The organism is Flavobacterium sp. UBA2787 (assembly GCA_002352205.1).
In the GTDB taxonomy this organism is placed as follows: Bacteria; Bacteroidota; Bacteroidia; order Flavobacteriales; family Flavobacteriaceae; genus Flavobacterium.
Map to the genome: position 1 here is coordinate 492822 of DEHZ01000010.1, position 19828 is coordinate 512649.

The 19828-nt window shown below is 34.3% G+C and carries 18 protein-coding genes; 10 read left to right on the top strand and 8 right to left on the bottom strand.

Annotated elements, in window-relative coordinates; translation table 11 throughout:
- Positions 1–122: 122 nt before the first annotated feature.
- The 3 genes from B4N66_RS08880 to B4N66_RS08890 all read right to left on the bottom strand — a co-directional run bounded on the left by B4N66_RS08880 (position 123) and on the right by B4N66_RS08890 (position 6120).
- Positions 123–3491 (bottom strand): T9SS type B sorting domain-containing protein, encoded by a 3369-nt coding sequence (locus B4N66_RS08880; protein WP_291094060.1) that lies wholly within the window; start codon positions 3489–3491, stop codon positions 123–125.
- 261 nt (positions 3492–3752) lie between these two features.
- Positions 3753–4835 (bottom strand): nuclease-related domain-containing protein, encoded by a 1083-nt coding sequence (locus tag B4N66_RS08885; protein WP_291094061.1) that lies wholly within the window; start codon positions 4833–4835, stop codon positions 3753–3755.
- A gap of 1081 nt (positions 4836–5916) precedes the next feature.
- Positions 5917–6120, bottom strand: coding sequence for a hypothetical protein (locus tag B4N66_RS08890; protein ID WP_291094062.1), 204 nt, complete (start codon positions 6118–6120; stop codon positions 5917–5919).
- 268 nt (positions 6121–6388) lie between these two features.
- On the opposite strand from B4N66_RS08890, the gene B4N66_RS08895 reads away from it, so the two are divergent.
- The 4 genes from B4N66_RS08895 to B4N66_RS08910 all read left to right on the top strand — a co-directional run bounded on the left by B4N66_RS08895 (position 6389) and on the right by B4N66_RS08910 (position 10227).
- On the top strand, positions 6389–7225 hold the full coding sequence (locus B4N66_RS08895; RefSeq protein WP_291094440.1) for a CvfB family protein: 837 nt from the start codon (positions 6389–6391) through the stop codon (positions 7223–7225).
- Between the two features lie 229 nt (positions 7226–7454).
- Positions 7455–8369, top strand: coding sequence for a hypothetical protein (locus tag B4N66_RS08900; protein ID WP_291094063.1), 915 nt, complete (start codon positions 7455–7457; stop codon positions 8367–8369).
- Positions 8370–8460: 91 nt separating this feature from the next.
- The gene (locus tag B4N66_RS08905; RefSeq protein WP_291094064.1) at positions 8461–9825 is read left to right on the top strand and encodes a metal-dependent hydrolase family protein; all 1365 of its coding nucleotides are present in this window, start codon (positions 8461–8463) and stop codon (positions 9823–9825) included.
- Positions 9826–9864: 39 nt separating this feature from the next.
- On the top strand, positions 9865–10227 hold the full coding sequence (locus B4N66_RS08910) for a hypothetical protein (RefSeq protein WP_291094066.1): 363 nt from the start codon (positions 9865–9867) through the stop codon (positions 10225–10227).
- A gap of 390 nt (positions 10228–10617) precedes the next feature.
- Here B4N66_RS08910 and B4N66_RS08915 read toward each other — a convergent pair whose 3' ends face one another.
- The 3 genes from B4N66_RS08915 to B4N66_RS08925 all read right to left on the bottom strand — a co-directional run bounded on the left by B4N66_RS08915 (position 10618) and on the right by B4N66_RS08925 (position 12938).
- Positions 10618–11820, bottom strand: coding sequence for a serine hydrolase domain-containing protein (locus tag B4N66_RS08915; RefSeq protein ID WP_291094068.1), 1203 nt, complete (start codon positions 11818–11820; stop codon positions 10618–10620).
- Positions 11821–11882: 62 nt separating this feature from the next.
- Positions 11883–12326, bottom strand: a complete 444-nt coding sequence (locus tag B4N66_RS08920) for a PH domain-containing protein (protein WP_291094070.1) — start codon at positions 12324–12326, stop codon at positions 11883–11885.
- A gap of 93 nt (positions 12327–12419) precedes the next feature.
- Positions 12420–12938 carry a hypothetical protein gene (locus B4N66_RS08925; protein ID WP_291094072.1) on the bottom strand — a complete coding sequence of 173 codons (519 nt, stop codon included), beginning with the start codon at positions 12936–12938 and terminating at the stop codon, positions 12420–12422.
- A 231-nt stretch (positions 12939–13169) separates the two neighbouring features.
- Between B4N66_RS08925 and B4N66_RS08930 the strand changes: the two genes are divergently transcribed.
- The 6 genes from B4N66_RS08930 to B4N66_RS08955 are packed head-to-tail and all read left to right on the top strand — an operon-like array spanning position 13170 to position 18896.
- On the top strand, positions 13170–14009 hold the full coding sequence (locus B4N66_RS08930) for a 1,4-dihydroxy-2-naphthoyl-CoA synthase (RefSeq protein ID WP_291094073.1): 840 nt from the start codon (positions 13170–13172) through the stop codon (positions 14007–14009).
- Positions 14010–14029: 20 nt separating this feature from the next.
- The gene (locus tag B4N66_RS08935) at positions 14030–14659 is read left to right on the top strand and encodes a PH domain-containing protein (RefSeq protein WP_291094074.1); all 630 of its coding nucleotides are present in this window, start codon (positions 14030–14032) and stop codon (positions 14657–14659) included.
- 1 nt (position 14660) lies between these two features.
- Complete coding sequence (locus B4N66_RS08940; RefSeq protein ID WP_291094076.1) at positions 14661–16166, top strand: PH domain-containing protein; 1506 nt, start codon at positions 14661–14663, stop codon at positions 16164–16166.
- A gap of 44 nt (positions 16167–16210) precedes the next feature.
- Positions 16211–17152: a 1,4-dihydroxy-2-naphthoate octaprenyltransferase gene (menA, locus tag B4N66_RS08945; RefSeq protein ID WP_291094077.1), complete on the top strand. Its 942-nt coding sequence runs from the start codon at positions 16211–16213 to the stop codon at positions 17150–17152.
- A 19-nt stretch (positions 17153–17171) separates the two neighbouring features.
- Positions 17172–17849 (top strand): metal-dependent hydrolase, encoded by a 678-nt coding sequence (locus tag B4N66_RS08950; RefSeq protein ID WP_291094078.1) that lies wholly within the window; start codon positions 17172–17174, stop codon positions 17847–17849.
- A 3-nt stretch (positions 17850–17852) separates the two neighbouring features.
- Complete coding sequence (locus tag B4N66_RS08955) at positions 17853–18896, top strand: o-succinylbenzoate synthase (RefSeq protein ID WP_291094079.1); 1044 nt, start codon at positions 17853–17855, stop codon at positions 18894–18896.
- A gap of 1 nt (position 18897) precedes the next feature.
- Here B4N66_RS08955 and B4N66_RS08960 read toward each other — a convergent pair whose 3' ends face one another.
- Both B4N66_RS08960 and B4N66_RS08965 read right to left on the bottom strand, forming a co-directional pair.
- Entirely contained in the window at positions 18898–19368 is a 471-nt protein-coding gene (locus B4N66_RS08960) for a nuclear transport factor 2 family protein (protein WP_291094080.1), read from the bottom strand.
- Entirely contained in the window at positions 19349–19828 is a 480-nt protein-coding gene (locus tag B4N66_RS08965; RefSeq protein ID WP_291094082.1) for a hypothetical protein, read from the bottom strand. The genes B4N66_RS08960 and B4N66_RS08965 overlap by 20 nt, the downstream gene beginning before the upstream one ends.

Consider the following 19828-nt stretch of genomic DNA (forward strand, 5'->3'; position numbering starts at 1 on the left):
TATTTGCTGCGAGGTCGGGATATGCTCGCAGAGCATTAGTACTATTTAAGAAGATTTAGGGGAGCTGGGCTATTATGAATACAAAATTTTACTAATTGGGACAGTAGATGATTATGAGTTTTTTACCTTTTTAAAGTAAAATGATTTCTATATTCTTTACCTGATTTTCGTTTCACAACAAACCAATAATCATCAGACGGTATATTAGTACCATTGAACTTGCCATCCCAAGCTGATGATTGATTTAATACTTTAAGAAGTTTCCCGTATCGATCGAAAATAGAAACTACCAGTTCTGCTTCAAACTCAGAGAAATTTATTTTCCACGTGTCATTATATCCATCATCATTTGGAGTAAAAAATTTAGGATACATTAATAGAAAAACTTCATCAGTTACTATACCGCAATTGTTTTTATCACGAATGTAAACAGTGTAAATACCACTTTCTAAATTATTAAAAATAGTACTATCTTGATATAAAATACCATCTACAGAATATTCATAATTGCCATAACCAGTTACATTAACCTCTATTACATTATTACTATCAGTAAAATCTTCAGTAGTAATACTCGTTATGTTTGCAGGACTCGATAAATTTACATTAAAGTCTTTAGTTACAGAGCAGGTTTGATTAAAATACTCATGAGTAACCGTAACAGAATAATTTCCAGGTTGGTCAATAAGAATGGAATTTGAACTTTCACCTGTAGACCACAAATAACTATCAAAATTTGTTCCCGCACTTACAGTAACGGTATTATTTTCACACAATATAATATCATTTGGAATAGAGTTGATGCTTGGACTAAGTAATAGCGTAAAATAAATTTCAGCAATACTATAGCAATTTTCAGAAGATTCTACTAGTGCATATACAAAAGAACCAGAAGTAATTTCAAAATTGTTAACATTTTGGATTTGGTTTATAAAATTTAAATTCTGAGCATCTATCAAGTTGGTGAAATAATAAAAGTCATGATTAGTATCGTTTTCAGATATATTAGAATTATAATCAGTCAAATTTACGCTCTCGATTTGGTTATTGTTGCTATCACAAACATAAGCATCAAAATCATTAACTATTGGATTTGAAATATAATTTGAATTAAAATCAACACTAATTCCTTGAGATATACAATTATCGTTTTTGACTAATAAAATAAAAGTTGAAGCACCTGATAAATTTGAAATAATATTATTTACAGACCAAGTAATTCCATTATCAAAACTATAAAAATCAGCAACTGTTGTTATTGTGATATTTCCATATGAGTTACAACCCGCATCAGTAATTTGATAATTAGGACTAATATCTGTAAAATCATATAAATCAACATACATTGTGGTTGATTCACAATTTAACCCATTTCTAACCTTTATAAAATATGACCCTGATGAAAGGTTTGTAAATATGGGGTTAGAAGTCCAAGTTAATCCACTGTCAATACTATATTGTTGAGCAACTGTTGAAATTGTGATACTTCCATTATTAGTACAGCTGGAGTTAGTGATTGTAAATTCAATATCAATATCTAGTTGAAAAGCTTGTATATAAACCGTTTCAGCTAATGAAGTACAATTTTGAGAATCTTTGACTTTTACTCTATAATAGCCTGAAGTTAAATTTGTTGCGATATTGTTTGTAGACCATGTTACTCCGTCATCAAAACTGTATTCAGCAGCACTTGTTAATACAGTAATTGTTCCCAATACTCCACATTCGGGCTGGGTAAATGAAACTTGAGGTTTTTGCAAATTATCTGTAACTATATAAGCTACTTCGATAAAAGAAATACAATTAAATTCATTCTTGATTATTAAATTATAAGTACCAACATTTAAATTAGTAAAAACGGGACTCGTTGACCAAGTTGCACCTCCGTTTATACTATATTCTTGTGCTAAGGTTGTAAAAGTAATACTTCCACCAATACCACAAAAAACATTGGTTTTTTCGTATGTTGGCTCGGGTAAACGAAAAGAATGCATTATAACACCTCTAGGAATTGAAATACAACCTAATAATGTTTTTATTCTAACACTATATACATGGTAAGGGTCAGTAGGTAAAATAATTATAGTTGGATTTGTTGTCCATGTATTGCCTCCATCAAAACTATATTCCAGAGCTGGCGTAGTTACTGTTATAGATCCATTTGTTTGGCAACCAGCTTGGACTACTTCAACTTCTGGTTGCGTATAGACAGTTTCTATTGGAGGGTAAGTTAACACTAGAAATCTTGTGTTAGATATACAACCATTTTTTTTAACTAAAATTCTAATAGGATTAAAAAGTGCTGTTAGATTTTCTTTTATTGGATTAGTAGACCAAGTAACACCATTGTCAAAACTATATTCATCCGCTTCGGTTGTTATACTTACTGTAGTAATTCCGGGAAAACAATGTGATTGATTAATACTGTAATCGGGTACATCAAAAACAGTATTTACGTTTATATAAGGACTAATTTTACATGAACTTGAGTTAGTTATTTTAACTCGGTAGTTTCCAATGTTATTTGTTTGATTGTTAATAGGCAATGAAATGGAGGTCGAACCAACAATTGCAATACCATCTTTATACCATTGATAAGAATAGCCTGAACCAATACTGGAATCTATTTCCGCAATAAGAACTAACGTGTTATCGCAAAAACTTCCTGTTTGACTTATATTGACTCCTAAATTAGATGCATTGTCCAAAATAATATTATCTAAATAAAAATAAGGAAAACATGATAAATACCCAATTTCATTTACATAAGTGTTGGGTAACGTATAAGGTGAACCTATCATAATAGAATTAATATTGGTGGTAGGTGTAAAAAGTATAGATAACTGATTCCAGTTTTTTGAAGGTAAATAGGTGGCAGTTCCCAAAGGTTGCCATCCTGCCGGAAAATTATTTGTATTTGGTGGAGTAGTGGTATTACAATATGATCTACCATATAAAGTTATATCAATTTTCCCGGCATTAAGTATGCCATCATTACACACACTACCAGTATTAGGACTTGTACTAAGAATTCTACCGGAAGTTGAAGAAGCAATATCAAAATTTAATTGATACGTTGTTCCGGCTAAAAGTGGAGTATTAGTACAAATTCCTATAAACTCTTTATAATCTTGAGAAACTAATATTCCGGCAACACCATTTCCATTCGAAGTGGGTAACGGATATACTCCGGCATTTAAAGCAGATACAGGAACAAAATCACAAGAATTGATATAGTCCGATGTTGCAGAACTTGGCATAAACCAATTGGATACAGCATCGAATTGAGCAAAATCAAAAGGACAATAAATTAGTTGTTCAAAATCATGATTACTTATAAAGTTAGGAGAAGAAGATGAACAAACACAATCAGGATCATTTAAATCAATAAGTCCGTCTCCATCATCATCAATGCCATTGTTACAATTTTCTTGTCCAAAAACAATAATTGGAATAAAAAGTAAAAAAATATTAAGAACCAATTTTTTCATAAGATAATATAATTGTAGTACTCGCTGATAAAATAATTCGTTTTTAATAATCTCTGCTATTTAACGAAAATTTTCGGCTAATTTACACTTTTATATCAAGAATGCAAACCTTAGTAGTATTGATTCTAAAGGGATTCTCGTGTTTAAAGAAACACAATTTAGCTGATTTATTTGTTTTTATATTTGTAATAAATTCATAGTGTTGTTGGTTGTAAGTCACTTCCGCAGTCGCACGGATACCTTTGCCTTGTCGTTGATATTCTACAAAACTTTACCATTTAGCCAATTCAAGTAATTAGCAATACTTGTTGTTTCATTATTTGATAAACAGGGTTCAAAATAATGCACATAACTCAACAATTCCGACAAGTTAACAACTTTGACAAACTTGAAATTTTCTTTTGGTTTATGATTTAATAAAACAAGTACATTTCTTGCAGGAACTTTTTGGTCGCCCCAATGGTGCTTTTTTAAATTAAATGTTGAAGTAGCCATTTTTCCATTCAATAGTTTGTATAAAGCATATCCAGACCTTTTTATTTGTTGAATGGGCGAACGCAAGTTCATATTTTCAATTGACTTTAAACTCCAGTTTTTAGTTTCAATTAAAAAAATACCGGAAGGTCCAATTAGTAAATGATCAATCTGAATAGAATTGATTTTCTGTTTTTGTTCAGGATGAAAGAGTGGAGGATTAAAAATACAATTGAAATCGTTAATTAAGATGTAATCATTAGATAATTTTTCAATTTCTGCTACCACTTTTTGTTCTCCAATAGCTCCATAGATGGAATTAGATAGCTCATCAATTATATTTTTCTTTTGGTCAACTGTAGTAAGCGAAATCAAACTGCTATTGTTTAATGCTTCCTCAAAATTAGAATCCAAATATTGAAAACGATTGTTTTTTTCGGTTAATTGTGGATTCAAATGCCGGATAGAATAGTTTAATCGATAGTTAAAAAGAAGTTCCGAAAACCAAATTTTTGTAGAAAGAACACTTTTCTTAAAGTAGTACTCATACACCTGCATTACTGTGGAAAGGGTAGAAGGTAAGTTTTCTAATCTCAACTTTAACTGTTCTAATTGTAAAGTTAATTTTTCTTCAACTTCACCTTTGGTTGCGTTGATAGCCATTGTCAACTGAACGATTTCTTCGCTTAACTTTTCTTTTTCCTGTTCAAGTAAAAACGCATGATGACCAATTATTTTTTCTCTCTCATTACCATAATTCTGTTGAAAATGAATTAGCTCCTCAACAGATTCATTTCCACCCACGTTTTGCTCACGCAAGCGGGATTGTATTTGCGTTAAACAACCTACTGAATTATAAACCTTGCACATTTTTGAGAGAATTGCTATATCAAAAATACAAAATAGTTTGATTGTGAAGTGATTGAGTGATTAATTGCTTCGAGGTTTTGAATTGCCAGACGAAGGGATTTGTGCTGCAGCGGGGCAATTTTAGTTTTATTTTTACTTTTTCAAACTCTGCAAAGTCGGGAGACATTTGCGGAGCTTTTTATAGGAAATATTTGCTAGAACACTTTGCGGAGCAGGTTGTGGATTTAGTAAAAAATAGCATAAGTAAAATTAAAAATGTAGGTAAAACCACAAAGAAAAAAAAGCAGAGCATAGCTCCAATACAAAAATAATTTAGATATGTTGTAACATGAGAGCCACAAAACGTTAAAAATCGAAAAAAAATCGATGACTATGTCAAAGTATTGACATATATTTAAAATCAATTTGTATATTTGTACAACAAAAAAACCACCTGCTACAACAGATGGTTCTAAACTGAGGAGCGAATAACATCCTGTTACTCATTCTCCCTTTAGATTAGTTCTTAAACCTTATCCTCAGAAAGGTAAAGTCAAAGAACTTAATCTTCTTAAAAATATTAAACATTAATTAAATTCCGGAAAGGTCAGATTTTCCGGTTTTTTTATTCTTCAAATTTACTTGATAAATACAGTTAATTAAAATCTACAAAATTATTTCCCGGCACTTTATCGACAAAATGCATGTTTAAAGCATATTCTTAAATAAATACTTACAATTGTAATAAATTCAAATCATTTCTTTAACAAGACCAAAATTACTTGAAAGCATTGATAATGTCAATTAAAGTTATTCATATCTATCACAAAGAGTTTTGTTTTACTATTACCTCACAAAGTAAAGAAGTCCTTTTTAAACAACTATGGAACTTTGTTTCATCTCTCACCTAAACAAAAACCTTAGCTGATTACTATTTTACTAATAAAAAAAGCAAAAGTAATCAACTGGTTATTTGCTCTGAATTTATAAATTTATGAATGTTTATGCGTGAGAACCTTGTAGCGAACGAGACCATCGCAGCTCTTCGTGCTATCAAAGAAGATGCAAAAAAAGCTGGGTTAAATAAAGAATTATCTGTTTTCTAACGGAGCATCTTATTTAATAAATTTTCTATTTCTTTCTCCAGAAATGTTTCTGCTTTCTTTGCAATCTTTTTTTCAAACTTCTCACAGCAAGTTTTTATACAATAACCATCTCTTGTCTTTGTAAATTTTGCATTTTGATTATGTTCGGTGCATCTTTCTCTTTCAACTTTGCTTTTAATTGCGTTGTAGTCTATTTCCATTTTTTATTTAAATTTATTTTATAATTGACTAATTAATTATAAAACTTATTTAATCATTTTTTGTTACAAATATGCAAGCTGTTGATATTTTAGAGACATAATGACAAATTATTTGAAATGGAAATTATTAATTATTGTAACAAGAAGTCATCCTAAAAAATCAATTAATAATAAATCTATCATTTCCATATTCGCACATCACCACATCCCCCCATCAACCAATTGCCACATCGCCACATTTTCCCTACCTTTGCCCAAAATCATCCTTATGCTTACGATTGGCGTTCATCATACCCTTAAAATTGACCGAAGTACCCAAGTGGGTCTGTTTTTAACCGATGGAAAAGACGATGTGTTGCTTCCTGTTAAATATGTTCCTAACGACTATGAAATAGGGCAGGAGCTTACTGTTTTTGTGTATTTAGATCATGAGGAACGTCCTGTTGCTACTACGCTAAAACCGTATATCACGTTGGGTGATTATGCCTTTTTGCGGGTGAACTACACCAACCAGTTTGGTGCTTTTTTGGATTGGGGTTTGGAGAAGGATTTGTTTGTTCCGTTTAAAGAGCAAGCACGCCCAATGGAGCAAGGCAAACGCTATTTGGTGCATTTGTTTTTGGATGAGCGAACGAATCGTTTGGTAGGTTCCAGCAAGATTAATCAGTTTTTAGACAAAGAGCCTTCGGGGTTGGAAAGCGGTGAGGAAGTGCATTTGATTATTTCGCACATTACCGATATTGGTATTAATGTGATTATTAATGGCAGGTTTCGCGGTTTAGTGTATAAGAATGAGGTGTATGATGATAAAATTCGTCCGGGCGACAAAACAAAAGGGTACGTGAAGCTCGTTCGCCCCGATGGTAAAATAGATGTTTCTTTACATAAAGTAGGTTTTGAAAGTATTGAGGAGAATGCTCAAATTGTTCTTGATGAACTGAAAGCGAGTCGCGGTTTTCTTAGACTTACCGATGATAGCCATCCGGAGGATATTAAAACGGTGTTGAAAATGAGTAAGAAGACGTTTAAAAAGGCGATTGGTGCTTTATATAGACAGAAGTTGATTGAGATTAGGGAGGATGGGATTTATTTGGTTAAGGTTTAAAAGTTTAAGGGTTTAAGGGTTTAAAAGGTTTACTGCTTGGCGTCTTTGCGACTTTGCGAGAAAAAAACACTACTCAAAAAGCACACTCTACCTGTTGCTAGACTAATAAAAAAAAAGTTATGAGATTAATTAAATTTTAATTAATTTTGAAAATAGACCTTTGAGTCTGGCGTTGCAGCTCACCTAACCAGTACGAAACGCTTTTTCATTCAACTAAGAGTTCCACTTTATGACGTTTCAATTAGGTTGGTTTTTTGGATTAATCCAACCGAAATCGGTTAGGTTTCTTTTACTTTTTACAATCTTTTTTTTGTCCTCTGTTGTGCTGTGTTACGGTCAGCAGAAACAGCAGCGAAAAATAGTGAATGTGTACACGTTGCATCATCAATGGCCACATCAGGACAAAGTGATTGTTCCCATCGGGACAAAAAAAGTGAAGTTAAAGGCAGGTTGGACAATTACAGAGGAAATAGCCGGAATTACCATTCAACGCACGCTTGAAAACGATACTTTGATTTCTACACCTCGTGATAGCACCGTGACGGTTTTATCGAATTGGAAAATAGCCGGAATCAAATATACTGCCGAATCACCGGGAAAAATTTATTTAAGTCCTGTTCCCTTTATTGAAGAGTCAGATGCACCACTCAATCAAATGGTTTATATTTCGTTACCCGTTCATGAAGAATTGCTTTTAACGCATTTGCACACAAAATGGAGTGCCATTACCATACCTTTTACCATTAGACCCGCCATTAAAAATCGCTTAAACAGTCAAGTAACCAGTGAGTTGAAAATTGGAACTTCTTTTAGTTTAAATTATGATTGGGAATATTATAAAAACAGACGATTAGACATCAAGACAAGAACTTATGGCATTTCCGCAGGTTTGGGTTTTGGGTTGGGTCGAGTAAAATTAGACGAAGGCAGCACACAACTTTCCGGAGCAAATTATACAAATGAAGAAGAAGGTCTCATTTTATTTATTACGCCTGGTGTTGGATTAAACATTAGAGGCTTCAAGGTATTAGGCTTTTATGGATGGGATATCGGATTGACTAAAAACACCAACGATTGGAATTACAATCGAAAACCATACATTGGAATCGGATTGGGTTTTGATTTTTGGACACTTAAACGGTAATGTTTTTAATTCAATTTTGTTGGAAGAAAGGCTCTAGCTCTTTTTTTACTATTAAAAATGTTGGTTTTAAAATCTTAAAATAATCACTACTATGAAGCAAATTAACGCATTACATCAATTTTTGTTGAAGGCAATTGTTGCAGTTTCTTTATTGCTTATTGCAACGGATACCATTTGTGCTCAAGCACCGCATGAGGCAATACTTTTTAAGAATGTTTCTATTTTTGACGGTAAAAATAGTACATTATTACTGCAACGGCATGTACTTGTTAAAGGAAATAAAATTGAGGTAATTTCGGCACTGCCACTGGAGGAAACACCCAACACCTTGGTAATTGACGGAACAGGAAAAACCCTTATGCCGGGATTAATTGATGTGCATGTACACATGGTGTTTGGAGCGTTGTCCATGGGAGATATGATGGCTCCCGATGCAAAACCTGAAGCTTTATTTGGAAAAGTATTTATACAATCTGAAAAAATGTTGATGCAAGGCTTTACTTCTGTACGAGATGCAGGCGGACCCGTTTTTGACCTTAAAAAAGCTATTGATGAAGGAAAAAGCAAAGGACCACGAATTTGGCCTTCAGGAGCTATGATTAGTCAGACCGCAGGACACGGCGATTTACGAACTCCGGAAGAACGTTCCCGACGATTTTTTGGTCCAATTTCAAGAGCAGAAAATCTTGGAGCTACCTTTATAGCCGATGGACGAGATGAAGTTTTGACTGCTGTTCGTGAGAATTTACGATTTGGAGCCAGCCAAATTAAATTAATGGCAGGTGGTGGTACTTCTTCGGCTTATGATCCGGTAGATGTGACACAATATACCTTTGATGAAATGAGGGCTGCGGTAGAGAGTGCAGAAGACTGGGGAACGTATGTTACGGTGCATGCCTACACGCCCAGAGCCATTCAACGAGCCATAAAAGCAGGTGTAAAGTGTATTGAGCACGGACAACTTTTAGACAAAGAAACGTTGCGATTAATCAAGAAAAATAAAGTGTGGCTCAGTACCCAATACCTTGTGGAAGATACTCCGGATATGGATCCGTTGCGACGAGAAAAACGAAAGCCAGTGATAGAAGGACAGCAAGCGTTGTGGCCAATGGCTAAAAAAATGAAACTCAACCTCGCTTGGGGAACAGATTTTCTTTTTGAACCTTGGTTGAATGATGAACGGAATAATTATTTGTTGAAACTGAAAAAATGGTTTACACCGTATGAAATTTTAAAAATGGCTACTTACGATAATGCACAATTATTGGCACTATCCGGTAAACGAAGTCCTTATACGGGTGAAATCGGAATTGTTAAACCAGGAGCGTTGGCCGACCTACTTTTAGTAGATGGAAATCCGATAGAAAACATTGATTTAATCGCTCAACCCGATGTAAACTTTTGGGTAATTATGAAGGATGGGCAAATAGCAAAAAACAAATTTGTAGAGAAGTAAGGCATTGTGTTGCTGTTTGTAAAATTTCACAAACATAGAGTGCTCATCAAACAATCCAAAAATCCAACAATCCAACAATCCAACAATCCAACAATCCAACATCCAAACATGATTACAAAACCCAAACTATACCTTTCGCTAAGCATCTTCGCTTTTATCCTTTTGTTTTTGGGAATAGTCAAGCGTTTTTTTGCAATTACCATGTTCGGAGTTACGTTTGATATCATCTGGATTCCAACGACTTTATTGGTGTTTGCTATGCCATTGCTGAATTGTGTGGAAATCATCAAAAACACGTATGAAATTAATATTCTGCATTGGTTTGGGTTGTTGCTGAATGTTATTTGTATGATTTTTTTACTGAGGCATTTGGGGATTGGGTTTGAGGAGTATAGTTTTTAGGTTTAAATGTTTAAATGTTTAAAAGTTTAAAAGTTTAAAAGTTTAAAAGTTTAATCTTTGCGTCTTTGCGAGAGAATTAAAAAATTTTGTGAAGACTTTTTTCTCACAGAAAACACGAAAAGCACGGAATTAGACTGCTTCGCAATGACAAAATTGGGTAAAAACTGTTTGTGAGATTGTTTCGCAATAACATGATTGTGTGAAAACTACGAGGAGATTGCTCCGCCAGTTCGCTATCGCTCGTGTCCTACGGAATGACAAAACTGGATGAAAACTATGAGGATATTCCTACAGAATGACAACATTGGGTGAAATCTGCGACTGAAACCTGAAACTTGAAACCTGAAACCTGAAACTTGAAACCTGAAACCTGCAACCTGCAACCGAAAACTACTCCTTATCATTCAACTCAAAAGGGTAATCTCCAAACAAAGCCGAAAGCTTCATCGCTTGATATGTTTTTTGAGTGTATTTGTTAGACAAGGCAATAATTACGATGGTATCCTTTTTTAAAGTAGTATACGATGAGGTGTTTCCATGCCACCAACCGTTGTGATAATGGAGGGTTTGACCGGTTTCCCACTCGCGGAGGCGAATGCCTAAACCGTAGTTTTTTACACCACGTTTTTCGTAGCTGTAGCCTTTTAGGGCTTCTTCCCATAAATCTTTACGGAGAAATTCTGTAGAATAGGTTGCTAAATCGAACTTCACTAAATCGCGAGGGGTAGAATAGACGTTTTTATCACCATAAATCGCATCAAACTGATCCCAACCGTGATTGACATAATTGGATTTGTAGGATTGACTAACATCCTTTTTTTGCTTTTCAAAATCAATTACAAACGTATCGTTCATCCCTAACGGTGTGAAGATTTGCTCTTGCATGGCTTCGGCATAACTCTTTTCAGTCACTTTCTCGATAATGAGTGCCAGCATGGCATAATTGGTATTGCAGTAATTGAATTTGGTGTCGTTTTTGGCTAACAAGGCAAATTTGTAGCGTTTTAAATAATCTAATACATCAGCATTAGTAAGGGTTTTTCTCGAGTTCCAGCCTTTTACGCTTTCGCTGAAGCGAGAATAGTGTGGCAATCCGCTTCGGTGATTCAACAGCGTTTTTACGGTTGTATTTTGATAGGGAAAGTCGGGTAGGTAGGTTTGAACTTTCTCGTTTAAATCGATTTTGTTTTCTTGCACTAATTTTAAAACTAGTGTGGCAGTCATTACTTTACTCACCGAAGCCAAATGCAAAGCTGTAGTTTCAGAAACCGCTGTTTTGTTGGCAAAATTGGCATAGCCTTTATAGTCTTCGAAGATAATTTTTCCGTTTTTGGCGACTAATAAACCTCCGCTGAAATCGGATAAGCCTATTTTTTTGCTGTAGAATTCTGAAACCTGTCTTTCTTTTTCAAAGGCATAAGCTTCTGAAACAGGGTTTAATTCTAACGAAAAAGGAATGGTAATTAAAGAAGAATCGACAGGTATAATTTCTTCCACTACATGTTGTGCTAAAAGCGGGGCTTCCTCTTTTTTCTGACAGGAAAAAATGAACAGTATAATGGAGATTGCAACAGCAATTGATAATTTAGACATTCGTAAATAGGGTATTCAGTTTGTTGGAAAAACAAAACTAAACTTTTTAAACTTAAAATTATTTAAATTATATCAATTTTAGGATTAATTTTCAACAGGTAATTAACAAAAGCTTCTTTGTCTTTTGGTGAAACATAAAGGTCGTCAAACTTGTTGTAGTAAATATATAATCCGTTTTTATCCAAGGATGCTTTTAAAAGACTTTTGGAAACCCATCCATGTTGGTATTCAATTTTTCGAATGCTTTGAATGTCAATTTTACCGCGAATTGGTCCGGAGTTGTAGTGCAGAATTGTTTCGTTTATGATGACATATTTAGTGTCGGCTATAATCCACAGTAAAAATAGTGCGGCTGCAAACATGATGGAACATGCGAATATATCGGCGGTTTTTAGATTTTCATCTAAAATGATTAAAACGGCCGATATCAGTAAAATAAGTGGAAAACCAATAAGTATTATTTTCGTCAATGGATGTACAGCAGAATAAAATACTCTCGTCTTCATTTTTAAAAATTCAACATTTTTTGTGTTAAACAATAGCAACTTTATATAAAGAATACTTATTGTTATAATATGAATAATTCAAAATTACAACCATTATTCTATAACAATAATTTCTAATTGAGCCATAAAATCTTGTGCATCCTTTGATTTTACATCACCAATAAAAATAATTTGTAAAAAATTATTTTGACTTCGGAGTGTGGTTGATTCAAAGTCCAAACCATTTACTTTTGCAGTCGTTTGAATGGTTTCTGAAGCATTTTTGAATTTAATGTTTTTTTCAACCGCATTTTCAGGAGTTGCTCCCATTAGCCCATTTAATTTTTCAAAACCTTCTTGATTAATCGATTTAAGTAGATTTGATAAAGTTTCTTTATCTAATGTACTGATATATTCCATCGGATAAATTGATTCATAGGCCAAAATAACCACGCCGTTTTGTTCGGTCATGTAGTTTATTTTTTCAATCGATAGTTCCTCTTTTTTAACGATGGTTTTGCTTTCTAATGCTTCTTCTGATAAATTGGTAACAAAAACAGATGGGTTTTCTGTTTGTCCCAAAACGGATGAATAGGTTAGAACGGAAAGCATCACAATAAAAATCTTTTTCATAAAATTAAATTAAGGTTATATTTTTTTATCAAACAATTTACAACTGGTAAAGTAAAGAGTTTAGAACTTTTGATGAAATTATTTTTTTCAAATGTACTAACTTTTTATAGTTTTAAATGAAATATAAACTACTTACAATAAACCATTTAACCAAGAGGTGTAATTTTTCATTCTAAGTTTTCTTTATTTCAAAAGTTAAAAATAGTATTTTTACGCTTAAATCACATTACTATGGCAGAAATTAAATGGCAAACCGCAAAAGAATTTGAAGATATAACATACAAAAAGTGCAATGGCGTTGCCCGAATCGCTTTTAACCGACCGGAAGTCCGCAATGCTTTTCGTCCGAAAACGACCGCCGAATTGTATCAGGCATTTTATGATGCTCAGGAAGATACCTCGATTGGCGTAGTTTTACTTTCCGCAGAAGGACCATCCCCAAAAGACGGCGTTTATTCGTTTTGTAGTGGTGGCGATCAACGTGCTCGTGGTCATCAAGGTTATGTGGGCGATGATGGCATGCACCGTTTAAACATCTTGGAAGTGCAACGATTGATTCGTTTTATGCCAAAAGCCGTGATTGCCGTTGTTCCCGGATGGGCAGTTGGTGGCGGTCACAGTTTGCACGTGGTATGCGATTTGACGTTAGCCAGTAAAGAACACGCGATTTTTAAACAAACCGATGCTGATGTAACGAGTTTTGATGGTGGTTATGGTTCTGCTTATTTGGCCAAGATGGTCGGACAGAAAAAAGCTCGAGAAATTTTCTTTTTAGGAAGAAACTATTCGGCACAAGAAGCATTTGAAATGGGAATGGTAAATGCCGTGATTCCGCATGACGAATTAGAAGATACAGCTTATGAATGGGCTCAGGAGATTTTAGCGAAATCACCAACATCTATTAAAATGCTGAAATTTGCAATGAATCTAACGGATGACGGAATGGTGGGTCAACAAGTTTTTGCCGGCGAAGCCACTCGTTTAGCCTATATGACCGAAGAAGCAAAAGAAGGAAGAAATGCCTTTTTGGAAAAAAGAAAGCCTAACTTTGAGAAAAAATGGATTCCATAATCCTTTAAAATACATCTACTTTGGAAGAATTTACAAATTCAACGGTTTCATTTGATTCGTTGCCAAAATTTGAATCGGTTCCGTTTAAACCGTTAAACAAGAATTATTTGAATGTTGTGTATATCAGCAACGCTATATTTTCTGTTTTTCTGGCGACGGGACTTACTTTTCTATTAATTTTTAATGATTTCTTCAGCGATAATGTTATCGTTTGGGTTGCAATTTTGCTTGCAATCATTGCTTTGCTGTTTTGGACTTCAACGATTAGTTTTAGAAAAAAGGGGTATGCTCTTCGGGAGAAAGATATTTTATTTCGTAAGGGAATTTTATCAACCACAACAACGGTGATTCCGTTTAACCGAATTCAGCACGTTGCTTTATACGAAGGTGTTTTTTCGAGAATGTATCAGTTAAGTGAATTACAAGTCTACACCGCCGGCGGAAGCAGCAGCGACTTACATATTCCGGGTTTGCCGAAAGAAGAAGCCGAGAGCATCAAATCGTTTTTGTTGAATAAAATTACTGTGTTGGAGAAAGAATCGGTTGAATTGACTTCAAAATTGGAAGAAACTTCTTCAGAAGATATTCAATTTGAACATCAATCTGCTAAATTGCCTGAATCGGATACAGAAAACGAAACTAAGAACTAACATGCCATCATTCGATTTTAGTCAGCCACAAAGACAATCGGTCAAAGGAATTACGATTATGTTTGCCGATACGTTGCAAGGCATTATTCGAAGTCTTTGGGTGCCACTTTTGTTGATCATCTACCGTTTTGATTGGGATAAATTACTTTATTTTATCATTGGTTTGGTGGTTTTGATGATGATCATTGGCGTAATCGCTTATTTAAAATACATCAATTTTACTTTTTTCTTAGATGAATCCAAAGAGGAATTTGTGATTCAGAAGGGCGTGATTTCCAAAAATAAGATTACGATTCAATTAGATAAAATTCAGCAAGTAAATATTAATCAGTCGGTTATTCAAAAATTAGTTGGCGTATATAGTGTGGATATTGATACGGCCGGAAGCGATAAAAAAGAAGCCAGCATTCGTGCGGTTGACAACCAAGTGGCGTTGCATTTGAAAAATAAATTGCTCTCTTTTGAAAAAAATACTGAAGGTATTTCATCCGAAGAAGAAAGCATCGAACCCAATAAACCGTTTTTAAAAATCAGCTTTTTGACGCTTTTGAAAGTTGGAATTACTTCCAATTACGGAAGAAGCATAGCCTTATTGATTGGTTTTATTGGTACGTTATACGGCGGTTTTCAAGATGTTGTCACCTCATTTGAAGTAGATGAAGACGAAGTCAACGGTTTAGTCGATCAAGGTATGGGCTATTTTTCGATTTCCTTTTTTTTAATGGCGATTTTGGTTTTGGTGCTTTTAATTAATTTAGTTCGAACGGTTGTCAAGTTCTTCGATTATCAAATGGTGGTTCAACGAAAAGCATTGGCGATTAATTTCGGATTATTTGCTAAAAAGAATACGTTACTCAAACCGTCGAAAGTTCAAATTACGACGTATAGCCAGAATTTTTTTCAGCGAAAGCTTAATTTAATTGATTTAAAATTAAAGCAAGCTTCGTCCTCCGATGTGGTAGATGAGGAGGGAAAAAGAAGCAATGCGATTGAAGTTCCGGGTTGCAGTAGAGTGGAGAAGGACGAAATCTTGAAAATGATTTTGAGCAAATTGCCTAAAACAGAACAGGTTTTTAAACCTAATTTCCGCTACTTAATTAAAGCGATTAGTTTGGGAATAATTGTGCCTTGCGTCATTTTCATCTGTTTGGGATTGTTTGTGTATGAACCATTGCAAAACTATTTTCCATTGCTTTTGGCGTATATTTTAATGATTGGCATCATCGTATTTTTTCAATTTAGAAATTATAGATTGTTGTTGAGCAAAGATTTTATTGTGATAAAAAGCAATGCATGGGATGTTGAACATCAATTAATTGAACCGTTTAAAATTCAAGGGATTTCTACAAAACAATTTCTGTGGCACAAGCGTTCGGATATTGTACATCTTACGTTTCACACGGCTGCGGGCGATTTAAAGTTCAAATTTGCGAATTACTCTTCGCTAAAACCGTGGATTAATTATTGGCTTTACGAAGTTGAACGAGCCGATCGAAATTGGATGTAAATCACTAAATTTCCCTTACCTTTGCAGAATAAAATTTTATAAAAATGAAGCATTGGATTGAAGCCGCAAGAGTTAGAACTTTACCTCTGTCAGTATCCGGAATTTTGGTTGGAAGTTTTTACGCTTTGTCAAAACCAACCGAAAATGTACTTACGCCTACACAAGTTTTTAGTTGGACAATTTTTGGGTTGTTGATGTTAACAACAATCGGTTTGCAGGTTTTATCCAATTTTGCAAATGATTATGGCGATGGAGTAAAAGGTACCGATAATGAAGACAGAATCGGTCCGAAACGAGCTTTACAAAGTGGTGTAATTTCTCCAGCCGCAATGAAAAGAGCAATCATCATCACAGCAACTTTGACTTTTATTTCAGCAGTTTTGTTGATTTATGTCGCATTCGGATTAGAAAACTTCTATTATTCACTTATCTTTTTAGTGTTGGGAATTGTTGCCATTGCTTCGGCGATTCGCTATACTGTGGGTAAAAATGCTTATGGTTATCAAGGTTATGGCGATATTTTTGTATTCTTTTTCTTCGGATTAGTAAGTACTTATGGTTCTTATTTTATGTTTTCTAAAGTCATCGATTGGTATTTGTTATTACCGGCCATTGCCATCGGATTTTTAAGCGTTGGTGTGCTCAATTTGAACAATATGCGAGATGAGTTTTCAGATAAAAAAGCCGGAAAGAATACAATTGTAGTAAAAATTGGTGGAGCAAAAGCCAGACAGTATCATTATTTCTTAGTGATTACAGCGATGCTTTTATTGTTGGTTTTTGGTATTTTACAGCATTTTGCGATTGATCAATACATTTATTTGATTGTTTTTCTTCCGATTATTAGTCATTTACTTCGTGTGAAAAGAACAGTAAATCCAGCTGATTTAGATCCGGAATTGAAACGTTTGGCAATTAGTACTTTTATGGTTTCGCTATTGTTGTCGCTGTGTTTGATTTATTTTATCTCTGATATAATTGTATAATAATTAAATTTTTATTGCTATGAAAATTACATTTTACGGTCATTCATCTTTAGGAATTGAAGTTAACGGAAATCACATTCTAGTGGACCCATTTATTTCAGGAAATCCAAAAGCTTCTCATATTGATATTCATTCGTTGAAAGCTGATTTTATATTGTTGACACATGCTCATCAAGATCATATTTTGGATGTGGAAGCCATTGCAAAACGCACCAATGCAGTAATTGTTTCTAATTGGGAAATTGCTACTTATTACGGAAATAAAGGCTTTCAGAACCATCCGATGAATCACGGCGGAAGTTGGGATTTTGAGTTTGGGAAAGTAAAATATGTCAACGCTATTCATTCCAGTTCTTTCCCTGATGGAACGTATGGCGGAAATCCGGGCGGATTTGTGATTGAAGGCGAACACAAAAACATTTACATTTCCGGTGATACGGCTTTAACGATGGATATGAAGTTAATTCCGCTTCGCACGAAGTTGGATTTAGCGATTCTTCCTATTGGAAGCAATTTTACAATGGATGTAGAAGATGCCATTACTGCTTCTGACTTTGTTGAATGTGATAAAGTGTTAGGCGTTCACTACGATACATTCGGTTATATCGAAATCAATCACGAAGAAGCGATTAAAAAATTCTTTAACAGTGGAAAAGACTTGATGTTGTTGAAAATTGGGGATTTTATTGAGTTGTAATTCTTGAAAGCTTCTTACCACAAATATATTTTAGACTTCAAAAGACCTTCCGGTACTTCGAGAGGCGTTTTAACCCAAAAAGAAACTTGGTTTATCATCTTGGAAAAAGACGGTAAAAAAGGAATAGGCGAGTGTGGCATTTTGCGAACATTAAGCATTGATGACCGAGCCGATTATGAAGAAAAATTGAAATGGGTTTGTCAAAACATTCATTTGGGTGTGGATGAACTTTGGGAAAATTTGATCGAATTTCCGTCGATTCAATTTGGAATTGAAGTGGCTTTTTTGTCTTTAGAAAGTGAAAATCCGTTTGAATTATTTCCTTCTGAATTTACTTCCGGTCAAAAAAATATGGAAATTAATGGATTGGTTTGGATGGGCGAGGAGTCGTTTATGAAAGCTCAAATTGAAGAGAAATTAGCACAAGGTTTTCGTTGTATAAAATTGAAAATCGGAGCCATCGATTTTGAAAAAGAGTTAGGATTATTGCGTTATATTCGTCAACATTTTGATGAAAAAACAATTGAAATTAGAGTCGATGCGAACGGTGCTTTTGATTCAAATGAAGCTTTAGATAAATTAAATCAATTATCTGGTTTTAAATTGCATAGCATCGAACAGCCAATTGCAAAAAGCCATACTGACAGGATGGCAGAGCTGTGTAAAATCACCCCTTTGCCGATTGCTTTGGATGAAGAGTTAATTGGCGTGTTTTTATTGGAAGAAAAAAGGCAATTGCTTGAAAAAATTAAGCCTCAATTCATCATTTTGAAGCCAAGTTTGGTGGGTGGTTTACGAGGTACAAAAGAGTGGATTGATGTTGCTGAATCGCTTCAAATTGATTGGTGGATTACATCAGCCTTAGAAAGTAATATTGGATTGAATGCGATTGCTCAATGGACGTTTACACTTCAAAATCCGATGCCGCAAGGTTTGGGTACCGGAGGACTTTATACCAACAATTTTGATTGTCCACTGGAAGTTGTCAATGGAAAATTAAATTATAATCCTTCTTTGAATTGGGATGTGAATCAGCTGAACTTATAGTTTACTTGGCTAAGTATTTATTCAATGAATCTTTGGCTTGCTCTCTGATTGTATTTCGCATAAAAGGTGTCCAACCCAGTAAATAACCTTTTAAACCTAATGCCATTCCGCTCCATTTCCACAAACTAAACGAATCGGTGTGTTTGATGATTAAACCGTCTTGAAATTTGAATTTTGCATAGATTTCGTTAACGACTTTTCGATTGGTTTTGCTGAAATTATAAGTTGCAATCCATTTGGCTGTACCATTTTTCTTCGAACTTTTTAAATCGAAAAATTCAATGGATAAGTTTCCTTTGCTTCGCTCGATGAGCATCTTCCACATCGCACACACTTCGTCATGATTGAGTTTACCAAACGCCGGATCAGAGAAAGTGGCTTCGGGATGGTAGCATTCGGCCATCGACTTGGCATCGAGTTTGCTGAAAGAATCATAGAATTTTAGTAGGACATTATGGGTTGTATGTATCATTCCAGTCTTTTGTGGTTATGGCTGTTATTTTGTTTTCGTCGTTAATTGAGACTCTTAATTCTTTAATTTTATATTTCTTTTCGTACTCACATTTGTATCTGAAAACCGTATATTTATCTTCATCATAACGAATGGCTTCCACTAATTTCATATCTTGAAACTGACCAAAAACACGTAAAATGTTTTGACATGTCATTGCGATTTTATCTTTGTTGATTTTTTTCAACACTTCTTCTGTCGCTTCTTCTTTAGTGAAAGGTTTAAAAGCAGAAGAATTACATGTCATTAACACTCGTTTACCTAATTCGTAAGAACGATTTTTCTTAAAAGAATTGACTTCGTTTATGTTGAGTTTTACAAACTCGGGTTTTTTTTCTTCTTTGGCTGTTGAAGAGGAAGTATTACCCGATTTACAGCCAATTAGCAAGACTAAAGAGCATAATAGGGCGATTTTTTTCAT

What these genes read in the sequence shown, in the direction of transcription:
- B4N66_RS08920 (WP_291094070.1), bottom strand. Translation starts at nt 12,326, where the DNA reads ATGAAGACGAGAGTATTTTATTCTGCTGTACATCCATTGACGAAAATA.
- menA (WP_291094077.1), top strand. Translation starts at nt 16,211, where the DNA reads ATGAAGCATTGGATTGAAGCCGCAAGAGTTAGAACTTTACCTCTGTCA.
- B4N66_RS08900 (WP_291094063.1), top strand. Translation starts at nt 7,455, where the DNA reads ATGACGTTTCAATTAGGTTGGTTTTTTGGATTAATCCAACCGAAATCG.
- B4N66_RS08960 (WP_291094080.1), bottom strand. Translation starts at nt 19,368, where the DNA reads ATGATACATACAACCCATAATGTCCTACTAAAATTCTATGATTCTTTC.
- B4N66_RS08940 (WP_291094076.1), top strand. Translation starts at nt 14,661, where the DNA reads ATGCCATCATTCGATTTTAGTCAGCCACAAAGACAATCGGTCAAAGGA.
- B4N66_RS08890 (WP_291094062.1), bottom strand. Translation starts at nt 6,120, where the DNA reads ATGGAAATAGACTACAACGCAATTAAAAGCAAAGTTGAAAGAGAAAGA.
- B4N66_RS08915 (WP_291094068.1), bottom strand. Translation starts at nt 11,820, where the DNA reads ATGTCTAAATTATCAATTGCTGTTGCAATCTCCATTATACTGTTCATT.
- B4N66_RS08950 (WP_291094078.1), top strand. Translation starts at nt 17,172, where the DNA reads ATGAAAATTACATTTTACGGTCATTCATCTTTAGGAATTGAAGTTAAC.
- B4N66_RS08895 (WP_291094440.1), top strand. Translation starts at nt 6,389, where the DNA reads ATGCTTACGATTGGCGTTCATCATACCCTTAAAATTGACCGAAGTACC.
- B4N66_RS08925 (WP_291094072.1), bottom strand. Translation starts at nt 12,938, where the DNA reads ATGAAAAAGATTTTTATTGTGATGCTTTCCGTTCTAACCTATTCATCC.
- B4N66_RS08905 (WP_291094064.1), top strand. Translation starts at nt 8,461, where the DNA reads ATGAAGCAAATTAACGCATTACATCAATTTTTGTTGAAGGCAATTGTT.
- B4N66_RS08885 (WP_291094061.1), bottom strand. Translation starts at nt 4,835, where the DNA reads ATGTGCAAGGTTTATAATTCAGTAGGTTGTTTAACGCAAATACAATCC.
- B4N66_RS08965 (WP_291094082.1), bottom strand. Translation starts at nt 19,828, where the DNA reads ATGAAAAAAATCGCCCTATTATGCTCTTTAGTCTTGCTAATTGGCTGT.
- B4N66_RS08930 (WP_291094073.1), top strand. Translation starts at nt 13,170, where the DNA reads ATGGCAGAAATTAAATGGCAAACCGCAAAAGAATTTGAAGATATAACA.
- B4N66_RS08880 (WP_291094060.1), bottom strand. Translation starts at nt 3,491, where the DNA reads ATGAAAAAATTGGTTCTTAATATTTTTTTACTTTTTATTCCAATTATT.